Source organism: Peribacillus sp. NPDC097295 (assembly GCF_044761665.1).
Lineage (GTDB): Bacteria > Bacillota > Bacilli > Bacillales > DSM-1321 > Peribacillus.
Map to the genome: position 1 here is coordinate 26,961 of NZ_JBIWCW010000021.1, position 20,474 is coordinate 47,434.

General features: G+C 44.5%; 20 protein-coding genes. 17 read left to right on the forward strand and 3 right to left on the reverse strand.

What is annotated here, in order from left to right; all coding sequences use genetic code 11:
• The first annotated feature begins 374 nt into the window (after positions 1 to 374).
• The 3 genes from ACIQXN_RS19735 to ACIQXN_RS19745 all read left to right on the forward strand — a co-directional run bounded on the left by ACIQXN_RS19735 (position 375) and on the right by ACIQXN_RS19745 (position 3,878).
• Positions 375 to 1,685 (forward strand): hypothetical protein, encoded by a 1,311-nt coding sequence (locus tag ACIQXN_RS19735; protein ID WP_402970694.1) that lies wholly within the window; start codon positions 375 to 377, stop codon positions 1,683 to 1,685.
• Positions 1,686 to 1,890: 205 nt separating this feature from the next.
• Positions 1,891 to 3,066 (forward strand): hypothetical protein, encoded by a 1,176-nt coding sequence (locus ACIQXN_RS19740; protein ID WP_402970696.1) that lies wholly within the window; start codon positions 1,891 to 1,893, stop codon positions 3,064 to 3,066.
• A gap of 164 nt (positions 3,067 to 3,230) precedes the next feature.
• On the forward strand, positions 3,231 to 3,878 hold the full coding sequence (locus ACIQXN_RS19745; RefSeq protein ID WP_402970699.1) for a DUF2642 domain-containing protein: 648 nt from the start codon (positions 3,231 to 3,233) through the stop codon (positions 3,876 to 3,878).
• 27 nt (positions 3,879 to 3,905) lie between these two features.
• On the opposite strand, the gene ACIQXN_RS19750 is transcribed toward ACIQXN_RS19745, so the two are convergent.
• Both ACIQXN_RS19750 and ACIQXN_RS19755 read right to left on the reverse strand, forming a co-directional pair.
• The gene (locus ACIQXN_RS19750) at positions 3,906 to 5,177 is read right to left on the reverse strand and encodes a replication-associated recombination protein A (protein ID WP_402970701.1); all 1,272 of its coding nucleotides are present in this window, start codon (positions 5,175 to 5,177) and stop codon (positions 3,906 to 3,908) included.
• 152 nt (positions 5,178 to 5,329) lie between these two features.
• The gene (locus ACIQXN_RS19755; protein ID WP_402970704.1) at positions 5,330 to 6,313 is read right to left on the reverse strand and encodes a nuclease-related domain-containing protein; all 984 of its coding nucleotides are present in this window, start codon (positions 6,311 to 6,313) and stop codon (positions 5,330 to 5,332) included.
• Positions 6,314 to 6,558: 245 nt separating this feature from the next.
• On the opposite strand from ACIQXN_RS19755, the gene cymR reads away from it, so the two are divergent.
• The 14 genes from cymR to ACIQXN_RS19825 all read left to right on the forward strand — a co-directional run bounded on the left by cymR (position 6,559) and on the right by ACIQXN_RS19825 (position 20,237).
• Entirely contained in the window at positions 6,559 to 6,978 is a 420-nt protein-coding gene (gene cymR / locus ACIQXN_RS19760) for a cysteine metabolism transcriptional regulator CymR (RefSeq protein WP_402869723.1), read from the forward strand.
• A gap of 163 nt (positions 6,979 to 7,141) precedes the next feature.
• The gene (locus tag ACIQXN_RS19765; protein ID WP_402970706.1) at positions 7,142 to 8,287 is read left to right on the forward strand and encodes a cysteine desulfurase family protein; all 1,146 of its coding nucleotides are present in this window, start codon (positions 7,142 to 7,144) and stop codon (positions 8,285 to 8,287) included.
• A 27-nt stretch (positions 8,288 to 8,314) separates the two neighbouring features.
• Complete coding sequence (gene mnmA / locus ACIQXN_RS19770; RefSeq protein WP_402970709.1) at positions 8,315 to 9,430, forward strand: tRNA 2-thiouridine(34) synthase MnmA; 1,116 nt, start codon at positions 8,315 to 8,317, stop codon at positions 9,428 to 9,430.
• A 138-nt stretch (positions 9,431 to 9,568) separates the two neighbouring features.
• Positions 9,569 to 10,234 carry a tetratricopeptide repeat protein gene (locus ACIQXN_RS19775; protein WP_402970712.1) on the forward strand — a complete coding sequence of 222 codons (666 nt, stop codon included), beginning with the start codon at positions 9,569 to 9,571 and terminating at the stop codon, positions 10,232 to 10,234.
• A gap of 37 nt (positions 10,235 to 10,271) precedes the next feature.
• Positions 10,272 to 12,689: an SF1B family DNA helicase RecD2 gene (gene recD2 / locus ACIQXN_RS19780; RefSeq protein WP_402970714.1), complete on the forward strand. Its 2,418-nt coding sequence runs from the start codon at positions 10,272 to 10,274 to the stop codon at positions 12,687 to 12,689.
• Positions 12,690 to 12,800: 111 nt separating this feature from the next.
• Positions 12,801 to 13,367, forward strand: a complete 567-nt coding sequence (locus tag ACIQXN_RS19785) for a LemA family protein (RefSeq protein WP_402970717.1) — start codon at positions 12,801 to 12,803, stop codon at positions 13,365 to 13,367.
• Positions 13,367 to 14,134 (forward strand): TPM domain-containing protein, encoded by a 768-nt coding sequence (locus ACIQXN_RS19790; protein WP_402970720.1) that lies wholly within the window; start codon positions 13,367 to 13,369, stop codon positions 14,132 to 14,134. Before ACIQXN_RS19785 ends, ACIQXN_RS19790 begins: the two co-directional genes overlap by 1 nt.
• 114 nt (positions 14,135 to 14,248) lie before the next feature.
• Entirely contained in the window at positions 14,249 to 14,710 is a 462-nt protein-coding gene (locus ACIQXN_RS19795; protein ID WP_402970722.1) for a PRC-barrel domain-containing protein, read from the forward strand.
• A gap of 17 nt (positions 14,711 to 14,727) precedes the next feature.
• A complete protein-coding gene (locus ACIQXN_RS19800; protein ID WP_402970788.1) occupies positions 14,728 to 14,919 on the forward strand; it encodes a hypothetical protein in 192 nt (63 codons plus the stop codon).
• Positions 14,920 to 15,149: 230 nt separating this feature from the next.
• Positions 15,150 to 16,226: an AI-2E family transporter gene (locus ACIQXN_RS19805; protein ID WP_402970725.1), complete on the forward strand. Its 1,077-nt coding sequence runs from the start codon at positions 15,150 to 15,152 to the stop codon at positions 16,224 to 16,226.
• 304 nt (positions 16,227 to 16,530) lie between these two features.
• Positions 16,531 to 19,167, forward strand: coding sequence for an alanine--tRNA ligase (gene alaS / locus ACIQXN_RS19810; protein WP_402970728.1), 2,637 nt, complete (start codon positions 16,531 to 16,533; stop codon positions 19,165 to 19,167).
• A gap of 67 nt (positions 19,168 to 19,234) precedes the next feature.
• Positions 19,235 to 19,504 carry an IreB family regulatory phosphoprotein gene (locus ACIQXN_RS19815; protein WP_402970790.1) on the forward strand — a complete coding sequence of 90 codons (270 nt, stop codon included), beginning with the start codon at positions 19,235 to 19,237 and terminating at the stop codon, positions 19,502 to 19,504.
• Positions 19,504 to 19,929 carry a Holliday junction resolvase RuvX gene (gene ruvX, locus ACIQXN_RS19820; protein ID WP_402970731.1) on the forward strand — a complete coding sequence of 142 codons (426 nt, stop codon included), beginning with the start codon at positions 19,504 to 19,506 and terminating at the stop codon, positions 19,927 to 19,929. The genes ACIQXN_RS19815 and ruvX overlap by 1 nt, the downstream gene beginning before the upstream one ends.
• A gap of 11 nt (positions 19,930 to 19,940) precedes the next feature.
• Positions 19,941 to 20,237 (forward strand): DUF1292 domain-containing protein, encoded by a 297-nt coding sequence (locus tag ACIQXN_RS19825; RefSeq protein WP_402869697.1) that lies wholly within the window; start codon positions 19,941 to 19,943, stop codon positions 20,235 to 20,237.
• Between the two features lie 53 nt (positions 20,238 to 20,290).
• Here the strand turns inward: ACIQXN_RS19825 and ACIQXN_RS19830 are convergent, their stop codons facing one another.
• Positions 20,291 to 20,446, reverse strand: a complete 156-nt coding sequence (locus ACIQXN_RS19830) for a hypothetical protein (protein WP_402970734.1) — start codon at positions 20,444 to 20,446, stop codon at positions 20,291 to 20,293.
• Between the last annotated feature and the right edge of the window lie 28 nt (positions 20,447 to 20,474).

The following is a 20,474-nucleotide window of genomic DNA, read 5'->3' on the forward strand; positions in this document are numbered from 1 at the left end:
TTCCTTCCTCACTTAGTAATCACTTAGTCTATTATAGTGAATTCAATATTGAAAGAATAGGTTTTTTTAGTATTTTATAATATCTCTTACATTTAATTGTAGTATTATATGCTATGTAATTAGCATAGTAGTGAAGGTGTCTGGGTGTTAGGAATATTTATGGGGTGCTAGCGCGGGAATCGGTAGTAGGATGAATAAAAGGACTGCATAGGTTAATAGTCGGATTCTAAATAATGGTTTGGAGCACTTTTACTGTAAAATAGGTATTGGTTATAATTACCACATATAAAATCATTGAAAATATTATATTTTAATAGGAAAATATAACTAATATCATTTAACTACTATTTTACATATGAAGGGAAATGAACGATGTGCGGAAACAAAAATATATCCGGTTTTTGATTGTGATTGGAGCATTCATGTTCATGCTGTCAGTGGCAGGGAAAACGGATGGGCAGGCTGCGGCCTTGAATCAAGCAAAGACGATTAAAGTGAACAATATGTATAAGGGATCTTTAGCTAATAAGAAGGGGATTTCCTATAAAGTGACTTTACCTGAGGCGGGGAATGTCACGTTATCAATCAAGCGAAATGCCAAGACTTCATTTGCGGGGCAGATTCAGAATAGTAAAGGCTACATCTATACGTTCGTTTATACGAAAAGGCAGGATGATACATCCGGGTTTGATGAAGTGCAAGTGGGTTTGCCGAAAGGGACGTACTATGTCTCCATCAACAATAGCGGCGGACAAGTTTCCAAAGCTGATTATCAATTCACAACGAAATACATAAAAAGCGATTATTATGAAAAAGAATCGAATGATAAGGTAGCTACCGCAAATACCATCACTCTGAATGCTTCCTATAAAGGAGTCATTAGTCACTCGGATGATCGTGATATGTTTAAATTCGTTGTCCCTCAAGACGGGAATGTCACATTGGCGATGAAACAAAAGCGTGACACGATTTGGCATGGTCAAATTGAGAATAGCATGGGCGAGCAATTTGGTGAATTATATTCGAAAGAAAACGGAAGCCTCACAACTTATATGAAAAAAGGGACGTATTACTTTGTAATGGAAAATCATGATGATTCCGTCGATGTTCCATACGAATTTAGTATTTCGGATAGGAACGCCCCGTTAAAGGCTTCCCAAATCAAAGTGACGAATCATACAGGGAAAGCGGATAGTGTACAGGTAAGCAAACTGAAAAAAGGCGATATCATCGCTGTCTATAATGCACAAAGCAAAGGGAATGTACTCGCGAAAACGACCGCGAAAGGAACTTCCGTGAGTTTGAAGGTCAACCAGCTTGGCAAAAAAACAGGCAAGGTCTACGTGACCGTGACGAAATCGCCTTTGAGGGAAAGTGATCGTGTCGCCCAAACGTTTAAGGGAGAAACCTCGCCTTCCTTGAAAACAAGCCAGGTTAAGATAGCAAATCATAAAGGAAAAGCGGATACCTTAGTATTCAGTTCCCTTGCTATAGGCGATGTGGTGAAAGTCTATAATGCACAAAGCAAAGGGAAAGTGTTGATGAAAGGGACGGCTAACGGGAAACAGGCCACTCTTTCTATAAAGCAACTGGGAAAGAAAGCAGGAAAAGTATATGTGACGACAACGAAGTCAGGGCAAGAGGAAAGTGGCAGAGTTGGGATTTCATATAAAAAAGAAAAATAGAGGAGACCCCGGATGATGATTCGGGGTTAATTTTTTTGATATAGGCTTGGTCTTGGTCATTTTTCGTGAAGTCTTCCTAGGTAAACGACGATTTACTGGAAAATGGGTGCGTAGAAGAGTCCGCAATAGAAAGCAGGCGCATATATATGCAGTACGGATATCACTAAAGTATAAATAACTATAACTATTGGAGGCTAAAGGAGAAATGGCAGAAATAATTAGTTTACCGTACCTTGAAGCTTTGCAGGGGAAATTTGTAAGAGTATTTAAAGGTGGGCCTGATTCAAGAGAAGGCAGGCTGATAGAAGTGAATGCAGAATATATCGTCCTTCTGACTGAAGATAAGCAACTTGTGTATTACACAATTGCACAATTGAAAATCGTGGTTGTGAATGCAAAGAAATCTCGTGAGGATCTTCTACCACCTTTCGATGATGGGTATGCATTTCCACCAACGTTCTTGGGCTTATTGGAAACACTAGATAACAGGTACGTACAAGTGAATGGCGGTGGTCCAGCTTCTAAAATTGGCCGGATAATCGAGTTCACACCAGAATTTATAGTGTTATCCACTAAAAAGGACGGGCTGGTTTTATTCCCGATTGCCCTCATTAAAAGCGTAGCCATTGTTGAGACTTCCTTCCATTCAAGATGGCCGGAGTTTCCAATCGTTGATATCCCGACGCTGAATGGGGCTCTTACACAATTAATTTATTTCTGGATTTCGGTTCATGCAGGCGGGCCAGAAAAGGTTGAAGGTGTATTGATACAAGTCACTGATGAATATATCGTGGTCGTCAATAAAGACGAAATATTCTATGTCACGACAAATCAAATCCAATCCATCGGACTATTTTTCCCAAGGGAAAATGATGGTGGAGGGAAAGATAAAGATAAGGAAAGCTCTTCCCATGAAAGTTCTTCGAGCGAAAGCAGTTCTAGTTCGCATGAGAGTTCATCATCACGTGAAAGTAGTTCGAGTGAAAGCTCATCATCATGTGAAAGCAGCTCCAGTTCGCATGAGAGTTCATCGTCATGTGAAAGTAGTTCGAGTGAAAGCTCATCATGTGAAAGCAGTTCCAGTTCGTATGAGAGCTCATCATCATGTGAAAGCAGCTCCAGTGAGAGTTCATCGTGCGAATGTAAAGCCGTTGAAAGTTCATCAAGTGAGAGCAGTTCGTATGAGAGTTCATCAAGTGAAAGCAGTTCATATGAAAGTTCATCTTCATCATCATGTGAAAGCAGCAGCTCGCCTGAAAGTTCAGACCGTTGTAAGAAACGTCGCCGTCGTCACAGAACGGACCAAAGCAGACCACGCGTAAATACGTTTAAGAAATTATGGCTAGAGAACCTGATCAAAGCTTCAAATACTTCTCTATAAAGATCGACCACACAGGTACAGCAACCATGAAGTTGTTGTGCCTTCTTATTAAAAGAGGACAGGCTTCGTAAACAATACCTGAATGTACGTAAAGGCATCCATGAAAATGGGCCAAGCTGTTAATCTAGTAAGCTAGGATTTTACTAAAAGAAGGAGGACCATACTTGTTATCAAATTATATTGGTCGGTATATCGATTTAGAACTCTCAGGGAATATCCGAGTGTATGGGAACTTAATAGAAGAAAGTGCAGACATCATCGTCCTGTATACGGGGGAGGTGTACCGTTATGTACCGCAGCGTCATATTAAGAATTATTCTTTTCCGATAACGGATGAGGAGATTGAAGGGGGAGAGGACCCGGAAATCAGTGAGTCGTCATTCCGGAAGATGCTGATGAATGCAAAAGGGCTTTTTGTGGAAATTTTGCTCAGTAAAGAGAAACCGATTTATGGGTATATTGTGGGCATCATGAATAACTATTTCATTTTTCACTCTCCTGTATATAAAACGATGTTCATCTCGATGGAGCACGTAAAGTGGCTGACGGTTTGTGATGATGAAAAAGGGCCATACGGATTGAACAAAAGCGAGCAGCTTCTTCAGGTTTCCAGTCTTAGCTGGGCACGGACCTTGGAGGAACAGCTGAAAAAGTTGACCGATAAACTGGTGGTACTCGATTTAGGACAGGACCATAGAGATATAGGTAGAATCGTTCAACTGAAGGATCATGCCATCCAGATGATGAATGCTCAAGGCGAAGTATTCTATGTAAATATGCGACATGTGAAAAGCTTTCATTTTCCACAATGAATAACTCCGGATCTCAGGGATCCGGAGTTATTTCTTTTTCTCGATATTTTCATACACCGAGGCGAGGGCTTGTTCGAATTTTCCGCCCTTTTTCGGTTGATAATATTTTTTGTTGCGCAGCTTGTTCGGTAAGTACTGCTGTTTCACCCATCCGCTTTCGTAATCGTGCGGATAGAGGTAGTCGACACCGCGGCCCAGTTCTGTGGCCCCTTTGTAATGGGCATCTTTAAGGTGATCGGGTACGTCGCCGCTATGTCCCGCACGTATATCGGCGAGGGCCGCGTCAATGGCTTTATAGGCGGTATTTGATTTCGGTGATAAGCAGAGCTCGATCACGGAATTGGCTAGAGGGATCCGGGCTTCCGGGAAGCCAAGTCGCTCGGCTGCTTCGACCGCTGCTAGGGCACGAGGACCAGCTTGTGGATTAGCCAGGCCAATGTCTTCATATGCGATGACGACCAAGCGACGGGCGATGCTGACAAGGTCGCCGGCTTCTATCAATCGGCCCAAATAATGGAGGGCCGCATTCACATCACTACCACGGATTGATTTTTGGAAGGCGGATAGGACGTCATAATGGGCATCTCCATCCTTGTCATGCGAAAAGCTCTTTTTCTGCATGCACTCTTCGGCAATTTTTACATTGATGGCAATCGTTTCTGATTCGTCAGGCTCGGTCGATATAACCGCGAGCTCTAGAGCGTTAAGGGCACTGCGGACATCCCCGTTCGAAGCGGTCGCAAAATGTGCCAGGGCATCGGTGCTGACATCCGTTTTATAGTGACCGAGTCCACGCTCCTCATCTTGTAGTCCACGTTCCAGGGCTTTGATTATATCCGTAACTTCCAATGACTTTAGCTCGAAAATCTGGCATCTGCTGCGGATGGCCGGATTGATGGCATGATAAGGATTACTTGTCGTCGCGCCAATCAAGGTGATCATCCCGTTTTCGAGGTAGGGTAGGAGGAAATCCTGTTTCGCTTTATCGAGGCGATGGACCTCATCGAGCAACAGGATCACCTTGCCGGACATCTTGGCTTCGGCAGCGACGACTTCCATGTCTTTCTTGTTATTGGTGACGGCGTTCAGTGTCCGGAAGGCAAACTTGGTGCTACCGGCAATGGCGCTCGCAATCGATGTTTTCCCAATTCCGGGAGGACCGTACAGTATCATCGAAGACAGCTGCTTGGCCTTCACCATCCTTGCGATGATTTTTCCTTCGCCGACAAGATGCTCCTGTCCGATGACTTCATCAATCGAACGTGGCCGCATCCGGAAGGCAAGCGGTTTAATATTCATGGGGCACCTCTCCTTTTTATATAAGGTATCACAATTGGAGGGGGAAATGCTCTGAATATGCGTTCGGGGGGCGGAGAATTCGATGGTTGGAAGGGGTAATTCAACATTCAGCAAGATAATTCAACATTCAAAGCAATAATTCAACATTCACGCTATTCATTCAACATAAGTGAATCTAAGAGATACATTCTACCCTTGGTCTGTCCAATATGACCTAAGTTCAGGGAAAGCAATAAATTCTTTGCACTGGATGATGATTGAAGTTGGAGGAAGCGACGACATTCACCGTTAGAAATCGTAGGTTTGATGAGGAAGGCATAATCCCAAAGTGCAGAGATATGAGCATCGTATGACGAAGACGAACATGTGCGGCAGACCCACCTTCTTAATCGCCTTTCCATGGACAGACTGCAACAATGAGGGCAGTAGACGCCGGTTTGCAGGGATTCGGCCGGGATTTTATAGATATCTAAAAGGTTTGATAGATGAGGTGTATGTTCTTTCATGAATAAAGCGAATAGTTTTTTCAGCGCTTTAGGTGTGAGGATTTTCTCATTATATTTTTCCTTGAATTCGGCAATTTTCAAAAGTAGATAATCTTTACGTATCACTTTTCTGTTCAAAGCTGTATCTGATGCCCGTACTATAGCTGAGGAATTGGCACTCACGACTAGCGTTTCCACCGGAAGCTTTTTGAACCCTTTGGATTTTAACCATTCCACTAATTGTTGGCGCTGCCGATTCACTTGCAAAATTGGATCGTCAAACGCTTCTGTCTTTCCATCTGCTTTCGTTCGGATCAGTTGATTGAAAGTATTATCGAAATAGATTTCACCAGCGATGTTTTTGACTTCAAGAATGAGGAGGAAGTAGGGAGTGAGAATGAGGATGTCCAATTGGAAGGGGTAGGGGGAACCGAGGAGGCGGAGGTCATTAAAGATTAGATACTCTTTTTCAGGAAGTGCTTTTAAAGCGGAAATGACTCGAAGTTCTCCTTTGTAACCTGCCATGTTTCTGTTGAAGTCTGAGGTCAAGATAGGTTGTAGTGGATGACTGCTGGGCATGCGTCTTATAAGTGCTTCAAGCATGCGGGTTTTTATAGGAATCTCGCAATCTTTAATAATGATGGGAATCACTCTCCTTTTAATTTAGAGTAAATATTCTCTGTTTTTGGCAAAATCCCTTTTGATTTTCCGGGAATTCGACGTTCATGTTCAATAATTCAACATTCAGGATGTTAATTCAACAATCACACCATTTTCCCAACCACTCCAATTAGAATAATTTGACAAATGAATAGCGGGTGAATGCATTTCTAACGGGGATATGCTATAATTTCAAGAGAATTTAGTAACGGATTAATAATTTGAGGTGTATATAAATGAAGATATCTACTAAGGGCCGGTACGGCTTGACGATTATGATTGAACTTGCTAAGCATTATGGAGAGGGACCGAAGAGTTTGAAGTCGATTGCTCAAACGCATAATTTGTCCGAGCATTATTTGGAGCAGCTGATTGCGCCCCTTCGTAATGCAGGATTGGTGAAGAGTGTTCGTGGGGCATATGGCGGATATGTCTTATCGAAAGATCCTCATGAGATTACTTCTGGTGATGTCATTCGCGTCTTGGAAGGGCCGATTACCCCGGTTGAAGGAATCGAGGATGAGGAGCCGGTGAAGCGCCAGCTTTGGATCAGGATTCGCGATGCCGTTAAAGAAGTGCTGGACAATACGACGTTGGTCGATTTGGCCAACTATAAAGACAATGGTGAAACGAACGATTACATGTACTATATATAAGTTTTTAATATGAAGCAAAAATACCTATTCTAAAGGGTTCTATCTTAAAAAATCATGTATCTGAGTTATTGGACTACTGGTTGATTTAAAGGTAAAATCCTATGGGAATAGGCATTTTTTTGGGAAACACTAGAGTCAACTATTCTATGGAGGCGACAAATAAGTGAACAGAATATATTTAGATCATGCTGCGACTTCACCGATGCATCCGAGTGTGATTGATAAGATGATGTCAGTCATGAGCCATGACTTTGGGAATCCGTCGAGCATTCATGCGTTCGGGCGGGAAGCGCGCCATGTTTTAGATGAAGCGCGTTCGAATATTGCCGCAAGCATTAAAGCGGGACGGAATGAGATCATTTTTACAAGTGGTGGAACGGAAGCGGATAATACGGCGATAATCGGGGCTGCGCATGGGAATAAGGAAAAAGGCAAGCACATCATTACGACAGAGATTGAGCATCATGCGATTTTGCATACCTGTCAATTCCTTGAGGAGTCTGGCTTTGAAGTCACGTATTTACCTGTGAATGAAGCGGGGCTTATTTCGATTGTCGATTTAAAAGCGGCATTGCGGGATGATACGATTTTGGTTTCTATCATGTTTGGCAATAATGAAGTGGGCACGATCCAGCCGATTGCTGAGATCGGACAGCTACTGAAGGAACATCAAGCCCTTTTCCATACGGATGCGGTGCAGGCATATGGCCTCATTCCTATCGATGTCCGTGAGCTGGGCGTGGATTTGTTGAGTGTTTCCGCTCATAAAATCAATGGACCAAAAGGAACCGGCTTTTTATATATGCGTGATGGATTGAAGTTTCCTCCTCATTTATACGGTGGGGAACAGGAACGGAAGCGGCGCGCTGGAACGGAAAGCGTCCCGGCGATTGCTGGTTTTTCGGAGGCTGTGTCCATTGCCCAAAGTACGATGGAGAAGAAAAAGGAGCAATACAACCATTTCAAAGACGTATTGCTTGCCGTTTTTGATGAGGCGGAGGTACAATATGAGATTAACGGATCGAGGGAGCATGTGCTGCCACATGTGCTGAATGTGAGCTTTCCTGGTACGAATGTCGAATCGATGCTCGTGAATCTGGATTTGGCCGGTGTAGCGGTTTCAAGCGGGTCTGCTTGTACGGCGGGGTCAATCGAACCGTCGCATGTGTTGGTCGCGATGTTCGGAAAAGGTTCGGAGCGGACGAAGAATGCGATTCGCTTCAGCTTTGGTCTGAACAATACCGAGCAGGAAGTCAGGGAAGCTGCTGAGGCAACCGTTAAGATTGTAAAAAGATTGGTACAACTATAATTTTATTTAAATAGATGAGGTGACAGAATGAAGAAAGCACCACAAGACACCCGTGTAGTCGTAGGGATGTCAGGAGGCGTCGATTCTTCTGTGTCTGCCCTGCTTTTGAAAAACCAAGGCTATGACGTGGTCGGGATTTTCATGAAAAACTGGGACGATACGGATGAAAACGGGGTCTGTACAGCAACGGAAGATTACAATGATGTCATTGCCGTTTGTAATCAAATTGGGATTCCATATTATGCGGTCAATTTTGAAAAACAATATTGGGACAAGGTCTTTACCTATTTCCTGGAGGAGTACAAGGCGGGCCGGACACCGAATCCGGACGTGATGTGCAATAAGGAAATCAAGTTCAAGGCATTCCTTGAGCATGCGGTGAGCCTGGGTGCCGATTATGTGGCGACAGGTCATTATGCACAGGTCAAGTATCAAGATGGCGAGTACAAAATGCTTCGCGGCGTGGACAATAACAAGGATCAAACGTATTTCCTGAACCAGTTAACGCAAACGCAACTGGAAAAAGTCATGTTCCCGCTTGGGCATATCGATAAGAAGGAAGTCCGTGAAATTGCGAAGGAAGCGGGTCTTGCAACGGCAACGAAGAAAGATTCGACCGGTATTTGCTTTATCGGGGAACGCGATTTCAAAGGCTTTTTGAGCACGTATCTGCCTGCACAACCTGGTCAAATGACGACGATGGATGGCAAAGTCATGGGGAAACATGATGGCTTGATGTATTACACGATCGGTCAACGCCATGGTCTTGGTATCGGCGGAAGCGGCGAGCCTTGGTTCGTAGCGGGTAAAGACTTGAAAAACAATGTTCTATATGTGTGCCAAGGTTTTGACAATGATGTCCTTTACTCCGATTCACTGAAAGCTGTGAAGATGAGCTGGGTGGCTGAACACATGCCGGCAACGGAATTTTCGTGTACGGCTAAATTCCGTTACCGTCAAGTGGACAGTGGCGTTTCGGTGAAAGTATTGGAAAACGGTGATGTCGAAGTCGTATTTGACGAACCGGTCCGTGCGATTACACCAGGTCAGTCTGTCGTGTTTTATGACGGTGAAGTCTGCCTAGGTGGCGGTACGATTGATGAAGTGTTTAAAAAAGGTGAAAAACTGACTTACGTAGGGTAAAATAAGCATGTCCCCAGCTGTATTTGCGGTTGGGGATTTTGTTTGCATTGGCGAAAGACCGGCAATGCATGTACATACATAAAAAAAACCAATAGCATATGCTATACTTTTTAATAAAAAAATGGAGCGTGAATGGTGATGGATAAGAATCAACAAGGTATTGAGCTTATGCAACAAGGAAAATATGAGGAAGCGGCGAAAGTTTTTAATGAAGCGATCGAGGAAAACCCGACTGAACCGGTTGGATACATAAACTTTGGAAATGTGCTGACTGCAGTGGGCGAGACGGATAAAGCCGTTAAGTTTTATAAAAAGGCGATTGAGCTGGATGAAAACGCAGCCGCTGCTTATTATTCGTTAGGAAACTTATATTATGAAGTGGATTCCAAATTGGTTGAAGCGAAGGATATGTTCGAAAAGGCAATTCGTTTGGGTCTTGATAACAGTGATGCATACTTCATGCTTGGACTGACATTGATGGCGTTGGATCAGCCAAAATTGGCGATGCCATATTTGCAAAGAACGGTGGAGTTGAGTCCGGAAGATGTGGATGCGAGATTCCAATTTGCACTTTGCCTGGCTAATGCGGAATTGTATGAAGAATTGATCAAGCAGTTGAATCTAGTGGTGGAACAAGATCCAAACCATGCGGATGCTTATTATAATTTAGGTGTGGCGTATGCGGGGTACAAGGAAGATGCCAAGGCTGCGATCGTCTATTTTGAAAAAGCGCTAAAGGCACAGCCAGACCATATGCTAGCGGCACACGGCAAGAAACTGATGGAAGAAATGTCTGCTGAATAAATAGACGAAAGAAACATGTGAAGGGTGGGGAGAAGCGTTGGCCCAGCAGGATTCGATGGATTTGTTTTCAGAAGAGAAAATGTTTATGAAAGGCCGCCATCTAGTGACGATTTTTCATAATGAAGATAATATGTATTCGGTCGTTCGAATCCGTTTGAATGAAACGAATTTGAATTATGATGAGAAGGAAGCGGTCGTTACTGGGTATTTTCCGAGGATGCATGAGGATGAGGTATATATATTCTATGGGGCGCTGAAGGAGCATCCCAGATTTGGCCTTCAGTTTCATGTTGAACATTTCCGCAAGGATCTCCCTCAATCCAAGGAAGGAGTCGTCAGCTATTTATCTGGTGAACTATTCAAGGGCATCGGAAAAAAGACGGCCGAGAGCATCGTTGAAAAGCTCGGGGAGAATGCAATTTCTAAAATCCTGGCCCAGCCTTCCATACTTGATGATATCCCGAAACTTACTGGTGAAAAAGCGAAGAGCCTCTACGATACATTAGTCGAACATCAGGGTCTTGAACAGGTGATGATTGCCCTGAATCAATATGGATTTGGTCCGCAGCTTTCGATGAAGATTTACCAAACGTATAAACAGGATACCGTCACGATGCTACAAGGTAACCCTTATAAGCTTGTGGAGGATATTGAAGGGATCGGTTTTGGACGGGCGGATGAGCTTGGCCATCAGCTGGGCATTTCCGGCAGCCACCCCGACCGCATCAAGGCGGCATGCTTGTATACGCTTGAATCTCAATGCCTGCAGGACGGGAACATATACATCGAGGCCGAACAGCTTTTAGAAGGGGTCAAAAGGCTTTTAGAAGAGAATAAGCGGGATCGGATTGAATTCAGCAGTATCTCCACGGAAATAATCGAATTAACCGAGGCGGGTAAAATCGTTGTGGAGGATCAGCGGATTTATCTGCCGTCCCTCTATTATTCGGAAAAGGGAATCGTGGCGAACATCAAGCGGCTGCTTGCTCAAACGGAGTATGAAGACCAATTCCCGGAATCGGAATTCCTACTCGCACTTGGTAAGCTAGAGGAGCGGCTCAATGTCTCCTATGCACCTGCGCAAAAGGAAGCGATCCAGACGGCCCTGGAGTCGCCGATGTTGATCTTGACGGGTGGTCCGGGTACAGGGAAGACGACTGTCATTAAAGGGATTGTCGAGTTATATGCGGAACTTCATGGCGTATCAATGGACATCAATGATTATAAAAAAGAAGGGGCAGATCCTTTTCCTTTCGTCCTTGCGGCTCCTACAGGTCGAGCAGCTAAACGAATGTCTGAATCGACGGGACTGCCGGCGGTGACCATTCATCGATTGCTAGGTTGGAACGGGAGCGAGGGCTTTGCTCATGATGAAGATAATCCATTGGAAGGTCGAATCGTCATCATTGATGAGGTGTCCATGGTGGATACGTGGCTGGCCCAGAAATTATTTAAAGCGTTGCCGGAAAATGTCCAGGTGATATTGGTGGGTGATGAGGATCAGCTTCCGTCGGTCGGGCCTGGTCAAGTGCTGAAGGATTTGCTCGGGTCCAATTGCGTGCCGACCGTCAGTCTTGAGCATATATACCGGCAGGCGGATGGTTCTTCGATCATTGAACTGGCCCACGATATAAAAAAAGGTCGGCTACCGGATGATGTGACAAAGCAACAGGCCGATCGGTCGTTCATTCGCTGCCAGACTGGCCAGATCGCTCAGGTGATCGAGAAGGTCGTCGCCAATGCCAGGACGAAGGGCTTCACGGCAAGGGACATCCAGGTCCTGGCACCGATGTACCGGGGACCTGCAGGAATAGATGCATTGAATAAAATGCTGCAAGAAGTATTCAATAGCAATAAGGAGGAAAAACGGCGCGAAATCAAGTTCGGTGATGTCGTTTACCGGACGGGTGATAAGGTTCTTCAGCTGGTGAACCAGCCGGAAGAGGGTGTCTTCAACGGGGATATGGGTGAAATCGTTTCTATCCTGTTCGCTAAGGAAAACACGGACCATGTGGATAAGGTGATCATCTCGTTTGAAGGCATTGAAGTGACGTACACGAAGCAGGAACTGAACCAGATTACGCATGCGTATTGCTGTTCCATCCATAAATCACAGGGAAGCGAATTCCCTATCGTGATTTTACCTGTCGTGAAGAGTTACTACCGGATGTTACGCCGGAATTTATTGTATACGGCCATAACCCGAAGCAAGAGTTTCCTGATACTGTGCGGGGAAGAAGATGCATTCCGCCTTGGCATTGAGCGTAATGATGAAATGCGCAGGAAAACGACCTTGCTTGAAAAGCTCCGGGAAACCTTGGATGGAGACAATGAAGCGGTCGAGTCGGATGGAAAAGAAGAAGTGCCCAATCAAGGGGAAAGCTATTTCGATGTACTCATGCATACGGATCCGATGGTCGGTATGGACGGTATGACACCATATGATTTCATGTAGCCGAGGATTTAATCTTCGGCTTTTTTATTGTGTTTTAGTTTATAACTCATAGAATTAGTGGAATAAATATAGAATGTAAAGATACTTAGCTAAAAATGAGGGGGAAACAGAATGAAAAAAGGATGGTTAATCGGACTAGTTGTCGTGGTCCTGCTTATCATTTTTGGCGCGACTTCTTATAACAGTCTCGTCAGTAGCAGTGAAGACGTGGACAATAAGTGGTCACAGGTGGATAACCAATTAAAGAGAAGAGCAGATTTAATACCGAACCTGGTGGAAACGGTAAAAGGATATGCCTCACATGAAACGGAGGCCATTAAAGCGGTCAGCGATGCTCGTGCGAAGTTAGCTGGTGCCAATACTACCGAGGATGCCATCGGTGCCGATCAAGAACTGAGCGGGGCATTGAGCCGCCTGTTGGTGGTAGTGGAGAAGTATCCAAATCTAAAGGCCAATGAGAACTTCAAAAGCCTGATGGACAGCCTGGAAGGGACGGAAAATAGGTTGACTGTCGCAAGAAAGGATTATAACGATGAGGTCACCTCATATAACAAGACAATCAAACGCTTTCCTAAGAACCTGATGGCCGGAATGTTCGGTTTCGATGCCAGACCATATTATGAAGTGAGTGAACAAGACAAAGAAACACCAAAGGTTGATTTCGGGAGCGATAAGTAATGAAAAAGCTTGCTGTGTTTGCGCTCCTTTTACTTTTCACTTTCAACTTTGCAAACGTAGTCGCAGCAGAACCGAATATCCCAAAACCAGTTGGTGATATCTACGTCCAGGACTTTGCCGGTGTATTGAATGACCAGGAAAAAGCCGAGCTGATTGATTTGGGAAAACGATTGGAAGATGCAACTAAGGCACAGGTAGCCGTGTTGACCGTCGACTCCATGGAAGGCTCCGAAATCGAAGAATACTCTGTCGAGGCCTTAAGGGCATTCAAACTTGGTGACGCGGAACTGAATAATGGGGTCCTTCTTGTCCTCGCCGTGGAGGAAAAGAAAATCCGTATCGAAGTGGGGTACGGATTGGAAGGGGCCATTACGGATATTAAATCAGGACAGATTTTGGACAATGTCGCCATTCCCCATTTAAAGGAAAACCAATACAATCTTGCTCTGACTGAAACTTATAAGGCCATCTATAACGAGGTTTTAAAGGAATACGGTTTAGGAGAAGATTTTTATCAAGATTATGCCGTTCAACCGGAAGAAAACACCCAGCTATCGGGCATTCAAATTCTCCTTATAATCATTGTTGCGATTATCGTGGTCTTTTTGGATGCAAAATTCTTCAAAGGGTTTTTCCTTCAAACCTTACTCAACATCCTCTTGATGTTCATAAGCCGCGGCGGCGGAGGAGGCGGCCGTGGTGGTGGAGGCCCTCGAGGTGGCGGAGGAGGAAGCTCGGGAGGCGGCGGATCCAGCAGGGGTTGGTAGAAAAGGAAGGACCGGGTATCCGGTCTTTTTTTTTGAGTATAAAAGTAATGGAAAACCTTTCAGTACATGTATTGGATCGGAGCTAGAAATACTAAAAATGTTCGGAGGGGCGGGATGACTTTGCGGACGTTTTCTATATTGAAAGGGTTGCCGGTTTTTACTGCCGAGGGAGAAAAGATCGGGACGATTCACGATTTGTCTCTATCAGATGCCGGGCAGGTGAACGGTTTGGTCATCCATCGGCAAGCATTGTTCAAGAAGGTTGTTCTTATGACGCTGGATGATATCTTTTCCTTTGGACCGGACGGGGTCGTCTTGCAACAGGATACGACACCGAAGAAAGTGATGGACGATTCCGTTTGGTTCACAAAGGATGAGGTAGCAGGGCGTATGCTTCTTTCAGAGATGGGCGACGAGCTAGGGCTACTGCAGGATGTATATTTTCTGGAAAAAATGGGCACGATTATAGCGTATGAAACAACGGATGGTTTTTTCTCGGAATCGACAGTGATTGAGTCAAAACAGCCACCTACTTTAGGGAAGGATGCCATCATTGTTTCAGTTTATGAACAGTGAGGTGTCCCATTTTGGAAATACAATGTCCGAATTGTCGCAGTAAAGATGTCGGGAAAATTGGCGTAAACCAATTTTATTGTTGGAATTGTTTTATTGAAATGACCGTTTCTGATGGAATCATTAATACGCACCAGGTCGAAGAAGATGGTAGTTTGAGTTCTTTGGATGACTTGTTCGAGGAAAATGACCGCCGCTTCAAATGTAATTAACGGAAGAGGTGCATGTGCAATGGCTAGACGGTTCATGAGCATGATGAATTCTAAAACGATAAACAAGAGAATGAAGAAATTACGCAAGAAAATAAAATCGATGCTCTAATTCATTTAGGCGACGTGCTTCCAAAAAGCGATGCAATCACACGGATTGCATCGCTTTTTTTACTGAAATGTATGAAAAACTATTCCAGTTCCAATAATAAACGGGCGGGGAGGTGGTTAGCATGAGTTTTCGTGTGAAATGGTTTTATCGGCTCGGGTTTATACTGCTCTTATTTTTCATCATCTATATTTTTATGAAACTGAAGCCTATGTGGGGGCCAGCTGTTTCTGTGCTTATTACAGTATTCCTGCCATTTTTCATTGGGGCTTTCATTAGTTACTTGCTGCATCCGGTTGTGGAATTTTTGAATAAAAAAGGGATGCGCCGTTGGTTATCGATCCTGATTATTTATTTGCTTTTTTTCGGTGGGCTTGGATTTGCCGTATACATGGGAATTCCCATGATGACGAACCAGGTACGTGAGCTATCTGAGAGTGTACCGGGACTCGTCGAGCAATATCGGAGCAGGGTTGAAAAGCTCAATCACCAAACAGCGGACTGGCCGTTCGGTATCCATGAACGCTTTGAAGAAGGGGTTGTCCTTTTTGAAAATTGGTTAAGTGCCATGCCGGAAAAGGGGATGGCGTTCGCCTTGAAGCTGTTTGATTTCATCCTTCTGATTGGGTTAATCCCATTCATTGCTTTTTATATACTGAAAGACTTCGCTTCATTGAAAAAAATGGCGTGGTACTTGACGCCGAAAAAGTGGCGCAAGCAAGGCCGTGCCTTCGTTCAAGAGGTCGATGCTTCCCTTGGCGGATACATTCGGGGACAGATCATCGTATGTGCGGCGATCGGTGTGATTTCTTCGTTGCTTTTTTGGATTGTCGGGATGGAATATCCCTTATTGCTTGGCGCCATCATCGGGGTAACGAATGTGATTCCCTATTTTGGTCCCATTATCGGGGCCATTCCGGCAGTCATCATTGCCGCTACCATTTCGGTCAAAATGGTGATTATCATCGTGGTCATCGTGGTCATCCTGCAATTTCTTGAAGGAAATATTTTGTCGCCCCTCATCGTTGGAAAAAGCCTCCATATGCACCCGCTTTTCATCATGTTTGCTTTATTGGCCGGTGGTGAGGTGGGCGGCATTCTTGGAATGGTTCTTTCGATTCCGATACTGGCGGTTCTGAAAGTTTCCATACAGCATGCCAGGGTTCATTTCAGAAAGAAGCCGGCGCTTATTGACAAATAAAAGTCTTGTGAATATAATCCAATACATAAGATAATTCGTTGAAGGACGAAGTATGCTGAAGACCATTTAGAAGAGAGGTGTCCCCTTGGGCTGAAAGGGACTGCCAGGTGAAGGTCAGCAGAAAGCTAGTCCGGAGAGCAGCTAATACCTGCCGTCTTGCCGCGTTAAGGCATTTATGAAGGTGATGGACGTGTTGTTTTGTGTCCATAATCAGGGTGGTACCGCGAGTTGACTCTCGTCCCTGTTTTGGGATGGGAGTTTTTTGTGTGCTCAAAATTACATATTTTTAGAGGAGGATATATAGATGAAGTATTTAACTGGTGCTCAAATCCGCCAAATGTATTTAGATTTCTTTAGTGAAAAAGGTCATAACATCGAACCGAGTGCGTCATTGGTTCCTCATGAAGATCCATCATTGCTTTGGATCAATTCCGGTGTAGCGACGTTGAAAAAATATTTTGACGGACGGGTGATTCCGGAAAACCCAAGAATTACGAACGCTCAAAAAGCAATTCGTACAAATGATATCGAGAACGTGGGGAAAACGGCACGCCATCATACATTCTTCGAAATGCTTGGGAACTTCTCCATCGGGGAATATTTCAAAGAAGAAGCGATTACGTGGGCTTGGGAATTTTTGACCGACGAAAAATGGATTGGATTCGACAAAGAAAAGCTAGCGGTTACGATACACCCTGAAGATGAAGAAGCGTTCGAAATCTGGAATAAGAAAATCGGCATTCCCGCTGAACGGATCATTCGCCTGGAAGAGAATTTCTGGGATATCGGCGAAGGTCCGAGTGGCCCGAATACGGAGATTTTCTATGACCGTGGACCTGAATATGGAGATGACCCGAATGATCCGGAACTATTCCCGGGTGGTGAAAATGAACGTCATCTAGAAGTCTGGAACCTTGTGTTCTCTCAATTCAATCACAATCCGGACGGTTCTTACACACCGCTTCCGAAGAAAAACATCGATACAGGCATGGGGCTTGAACGTATGGCTTCTGTCGTGCAAAATGTGGCGACGAACTATGATACGGACCTTTTCACGCCGATTATTCATGCGGTAGAAGAAATCGCCGATGTGAAATATGGTGTCGATGCCGAGAAAGATATAGCCTTTAAAGTCATCGCCGACCATATCCGTACAGTGGCATTCGCTGTTGGCGATGGAGCGCTTCCGTCCAATGAAGGTCGCGGCTATGTACTGCGCCGTTTACTGCGCAGAGCGGTTCGTTATGCGAAGCAAATCAACATCAACCGTCCATTCATGTTTGAACTAGTGACCGTGGTGGGCGAAATCATGAAAGATTTCTACCCAGAAGTTCTCGACAAGAAGGACTTCATTGCGAAAGTGGTCAAGAATGAAGAAGAACGTTTCCATGAAACGCTACATGATGGTCTTGCAATTCTTTCTGAAGTCATCAAGAAAGAAAAAGAAAAAGGCAACACGGTCATTCCTGGTAGCGATGCATTCCGTTTGTATGATACATACGGCTTCCCGATTGAATTGACGGAGGAATATGCGGAAGAAGAAGGCATGACAGTTGACCAAGATGGCTTCGCAAAAGAGATGGAAGCACAACGCGAACGTGCACGCTCTGCTCGCCAAGATGTAGACTCCATGCAAATCCAGGGTGGTATATTGGGTGAGATTAAAGTCGAAAGTGAATTTGTCGGATATGATCAAGCTTCAGTTGAAGCGAAAATCGTAGCCATCGTGAAAAATGGCGAGCTTGCAACGGAAGCACATGAAGGCGAAGATGTACAGGTAATCCTGGATAAAACGCCATTCTATGCGGAAAGCGGCGGGCAAATTGCCGATAAAGGAACGCTTGTGAGTGAATTGGTGAAAGTGGATGTCCTTGATGTTCAAAAAGCACCGAATGGACAAAACCTGCACCGTGTCACGGTGACGGCTGGTACGTTAACGACCGGTTCAACAGTCATGGCAGCGGTCAATCAGGAAAACCGCATCCAGATCACGAAAAATCACACGGCTACACACCTTCTGCATCAAGCTTTGAAGGATGTACTAGGAACGCATGTCAATCAAGCGGGATCACTCGTGCAAGCTGAGCGCCTTCGCTTTGACTTCTCACACTTCGGTCAGATCACGGCAGAAGAAATCGAGCAAATCGAAACGATTGTAAATGAAAAGATTTGGCAAAGCTTACAAGTGAATACGGATTATAAGAATATCGAAGAAGCAAAAGCGATGGGTGCGATGGCACTATTCGGCGAGAAATATGGCAAGATTGTCCGTGTCGTTCAAATTGGCGATTACAGCCTGGAGCTTTGCGGTGGTGTCCATGTTCCGAATACAGCGGTCATTGGCTTATTCAAAATCGTTTCTGAAAGTGGCATCGGGGCGGGTACACGCCGAATCGAAGCGGTAACTGGAGCTGGTGCCTACAACTTGATGGCGGACCAAATCCATGTCTTGAAGGACGCAGCCGCTAAATTGAAAACGAATCTGAAAGATGTTCCTGCACGAATCGAAACCATCATGGCGGAAACGAAAGAACTTCAACGTGAAAACGACAGCCTGGCTGCAAAACTAAGCAATATTGAAGCCGGAAGCCTTGTTTCGAACGTGAAAGAAATCAATGGTGTCAAAGTCTTGGTGGCTAAAGTCCAAGCTACTGACATGAATAACTTACGTGCGATGGCTGATGACCTAAAACAAAAACTTGATTCGGTCATTATCGTGTTAGGGTCGGCTCAAGGAGATAAAGTCAACTTAATAGCCGGCGTGACGAAGGATTATATCGAACGCGGTTTCCATGCAGGTAAATTGATTAAAGAAGTCGCGACACGTTGCGGTGGTGGTGGCGGTGGACGCCCGGATATGGCCCAAGCAGGTGGGAAAGACCCAGAAAAATTGGATACGGCCCTTAATTTTGTTGAAGAATGGGTCTTATCGATTTCATAAACAGTGAAAAGTGTTGTACAATGAGGTAATGATGGAATTCTAAGACGCTGAGGAGAGGTGTATGATCATGAGTTCCTTTGATAAAACGATGAAATTCAATTTTCCTGAAGAACCTTTCGAAAGAGATGTTCAGCAAGTATTGTCAAAAGTCTATGTCGCTCTACAGGAAAAAGGGTATAATCCGATTAACCAGATCGTCGGTTATTTACTATCGGGTGACCCGGCCTATATCCCGCGCCATATGGATGCTCGCAACATCATCCGCAAGCTTGAACGCGATGAAATCATTGAAGAATTGGTTAAATCGTATCTTAAGAACCATCGAGAGGAATATTAATGCGAACAATGGGTCTTGATCTAGGTTCAAAAACCATCGGCGTCGCGGTGAGTGACGCGATGGGTTGGACTGCACAAGGATTGGAAACAATCAAAATTAACGAAGCTGGAAATGACTTCGGCTTTAAACGCCTCAAGGAAATCATACAAGAACACGAAGTTTCTAAAATCGTCCTTGGTCTCCCGAAAAATATGAACGGAACCATTGGTCCGCGCGGCGAAATCAGTCAAGAATTCGCGACGCGCTTAGAAAGAAAATTCAAGCTGCCGGTGTTTCTCTGGGATGAACGGTTGACAACGATGGCAGCGGAACGTGTCCTTCTCGAGGCGGACGTGAGCCGAAGCAAACGCAAGAAAGTCATTGATAAGATGGCAGCTGTCATGATTCTACAAGGTTTCTTGGACAGACAAACAAATTCAATATGAGGTGAAGATAAATGGAACACGGTGAAAACAATATTACAGTAGTAGACGAGAACGGAAATGAACAGCTTTGTGAGATCTTATTCACATTCGATTCTGAGAAATTTAATAAATCTTACGTACTTTACTACCCAATGTCAGCTGAAGATGACGAGGAAGAAATCGAAATCCACGCTTCATCATTCACACCAAGTGAAGATAGCAAAGATGGCGAACTTGCTCCGATCGAAACGGAAGAAGAGTGGGATTTAGTAGAGGAAATGTTGAACACATTCCTAGATAATGAAGAAGCAGAAGAAGAAGGAAGATAATTTAACGGAACTGACCTTGTAACTAAGGTCAGTTTTTTTTGTGCAATCATGCGCTATCTTTTCTCAACAAACAAGAGAATAAAAGTGGCGAATGGACCTAAAACTAATGATAATAAAAACCAATTTAAGCCCGTTCTGTTTTTACCTTGGGCAAGCCCGGCATTAATCAGTGCCAATGTGCCCCATCCCATGACATATGAATTATCCATTTTTTCACACCCTTCCATACTGGAAGAA

Excerpts from the sequence above, each read along its gene's own strand:
- ACIQXN_RS19740 (WP_402970696.1), top strand. The coding sequence starts at position 1,891 with ATGGCAGAAATAATTAGTTTACCGTACCTTGAAGCTTTGCAGGGGAAA.
- ACIQXN_RS19750 (WP_402970701.1), bottom strand. The coding sequence starts at position 5,177 with ATGAATATTAAACCGCTTGCCTTCCGGATGCGGCCACGTTCGATTGAT.
- cymR (WP_402869723.1), top strand. The coding sequence starts at position 6,559 with ATGAAGATATCTACTAAGGGCCGGTACGGCTTGACGATTATGATTGAA.
- mnmA (WP_402970709.1), top strand. The coding sequence starts at position 8,315 with ATGAAGAAAGCACCACAAGACACCCGTGTAGTCGTAGGGATGTCAGGA.
- ACIQXN_RS19775 (WP_402970712.1), top strand. The coding sequence starts at position 9,569 with ATGGATAAGAATCAACAAGGTATTGAGCTTATGCAACAAGGAAAATAT.
- ACIQXN_RS19785 (WP_402970717.1), top strand. The coding sequence starts at position 12,801 with ATGAAAAAAGGATGGTTAATCGGACTAGTTGTCGTGGTCCTGCTTATC.
- ACIQXN_RS19790 (WP_402970720.1), top strand. The coding sequence starts at position 13,367 with ATGAAAAAGCTTGCTGTGTTTGCGCTCCTTTTACTTTTCACTTTCAAC.
- ACIQXN_RS19795 (WP_402970722.1), top strand. The coding sequence starts at position 14,249 with ATGACTTTGCGGACGTTTTCTATATTGAAAGGGTTGCCGGTTTTTACT.
- ACIQXN_RS19805 (WP_402970725.1), top strand. The coding sequence starts at position 15,150 with ATGAGTTTTCGTGTGAAATGGTTTTATCGGCTCGGGTTTATACTGCTC.
- alaS (WP_402970728.1), top strand. The coding sequence starts at position 16,531 with ATGAAGTATTTAACTGGTGCTCAAATCCGCCAAATGTATTTAGATTTC.
- ACIQXN_RS19815 (WP_402970790.1), top strand. The coding sequence starts at position 19,235 with ATGAGTTCCTTTGATAAAACGATGAAATTCAATTTTCCTGAAGAACCT.
- ruvX (WP_402970731.1), top strand. The coding sequence starts at position 19,504 with ATGCGAACAATGGGTCTTGATCTAGGTTCAAAAACCATCGGCGTCGCG.
- ACIQXN_RS19825 (WP_402869697.1), top strand. The coding sequence starts at position 19,941 with ATGGAACACGGTGAAAACAATATTACAGTAGTAGACGAGAACGGAAAT.
- ACIQXN_RS19830 (WP_402970734.1), bottom strand. The coding sequence starts at position 20,446 with ATGGATAATTCATATGTCATGGGATGGGGCACATTGGCACTGATTAAT.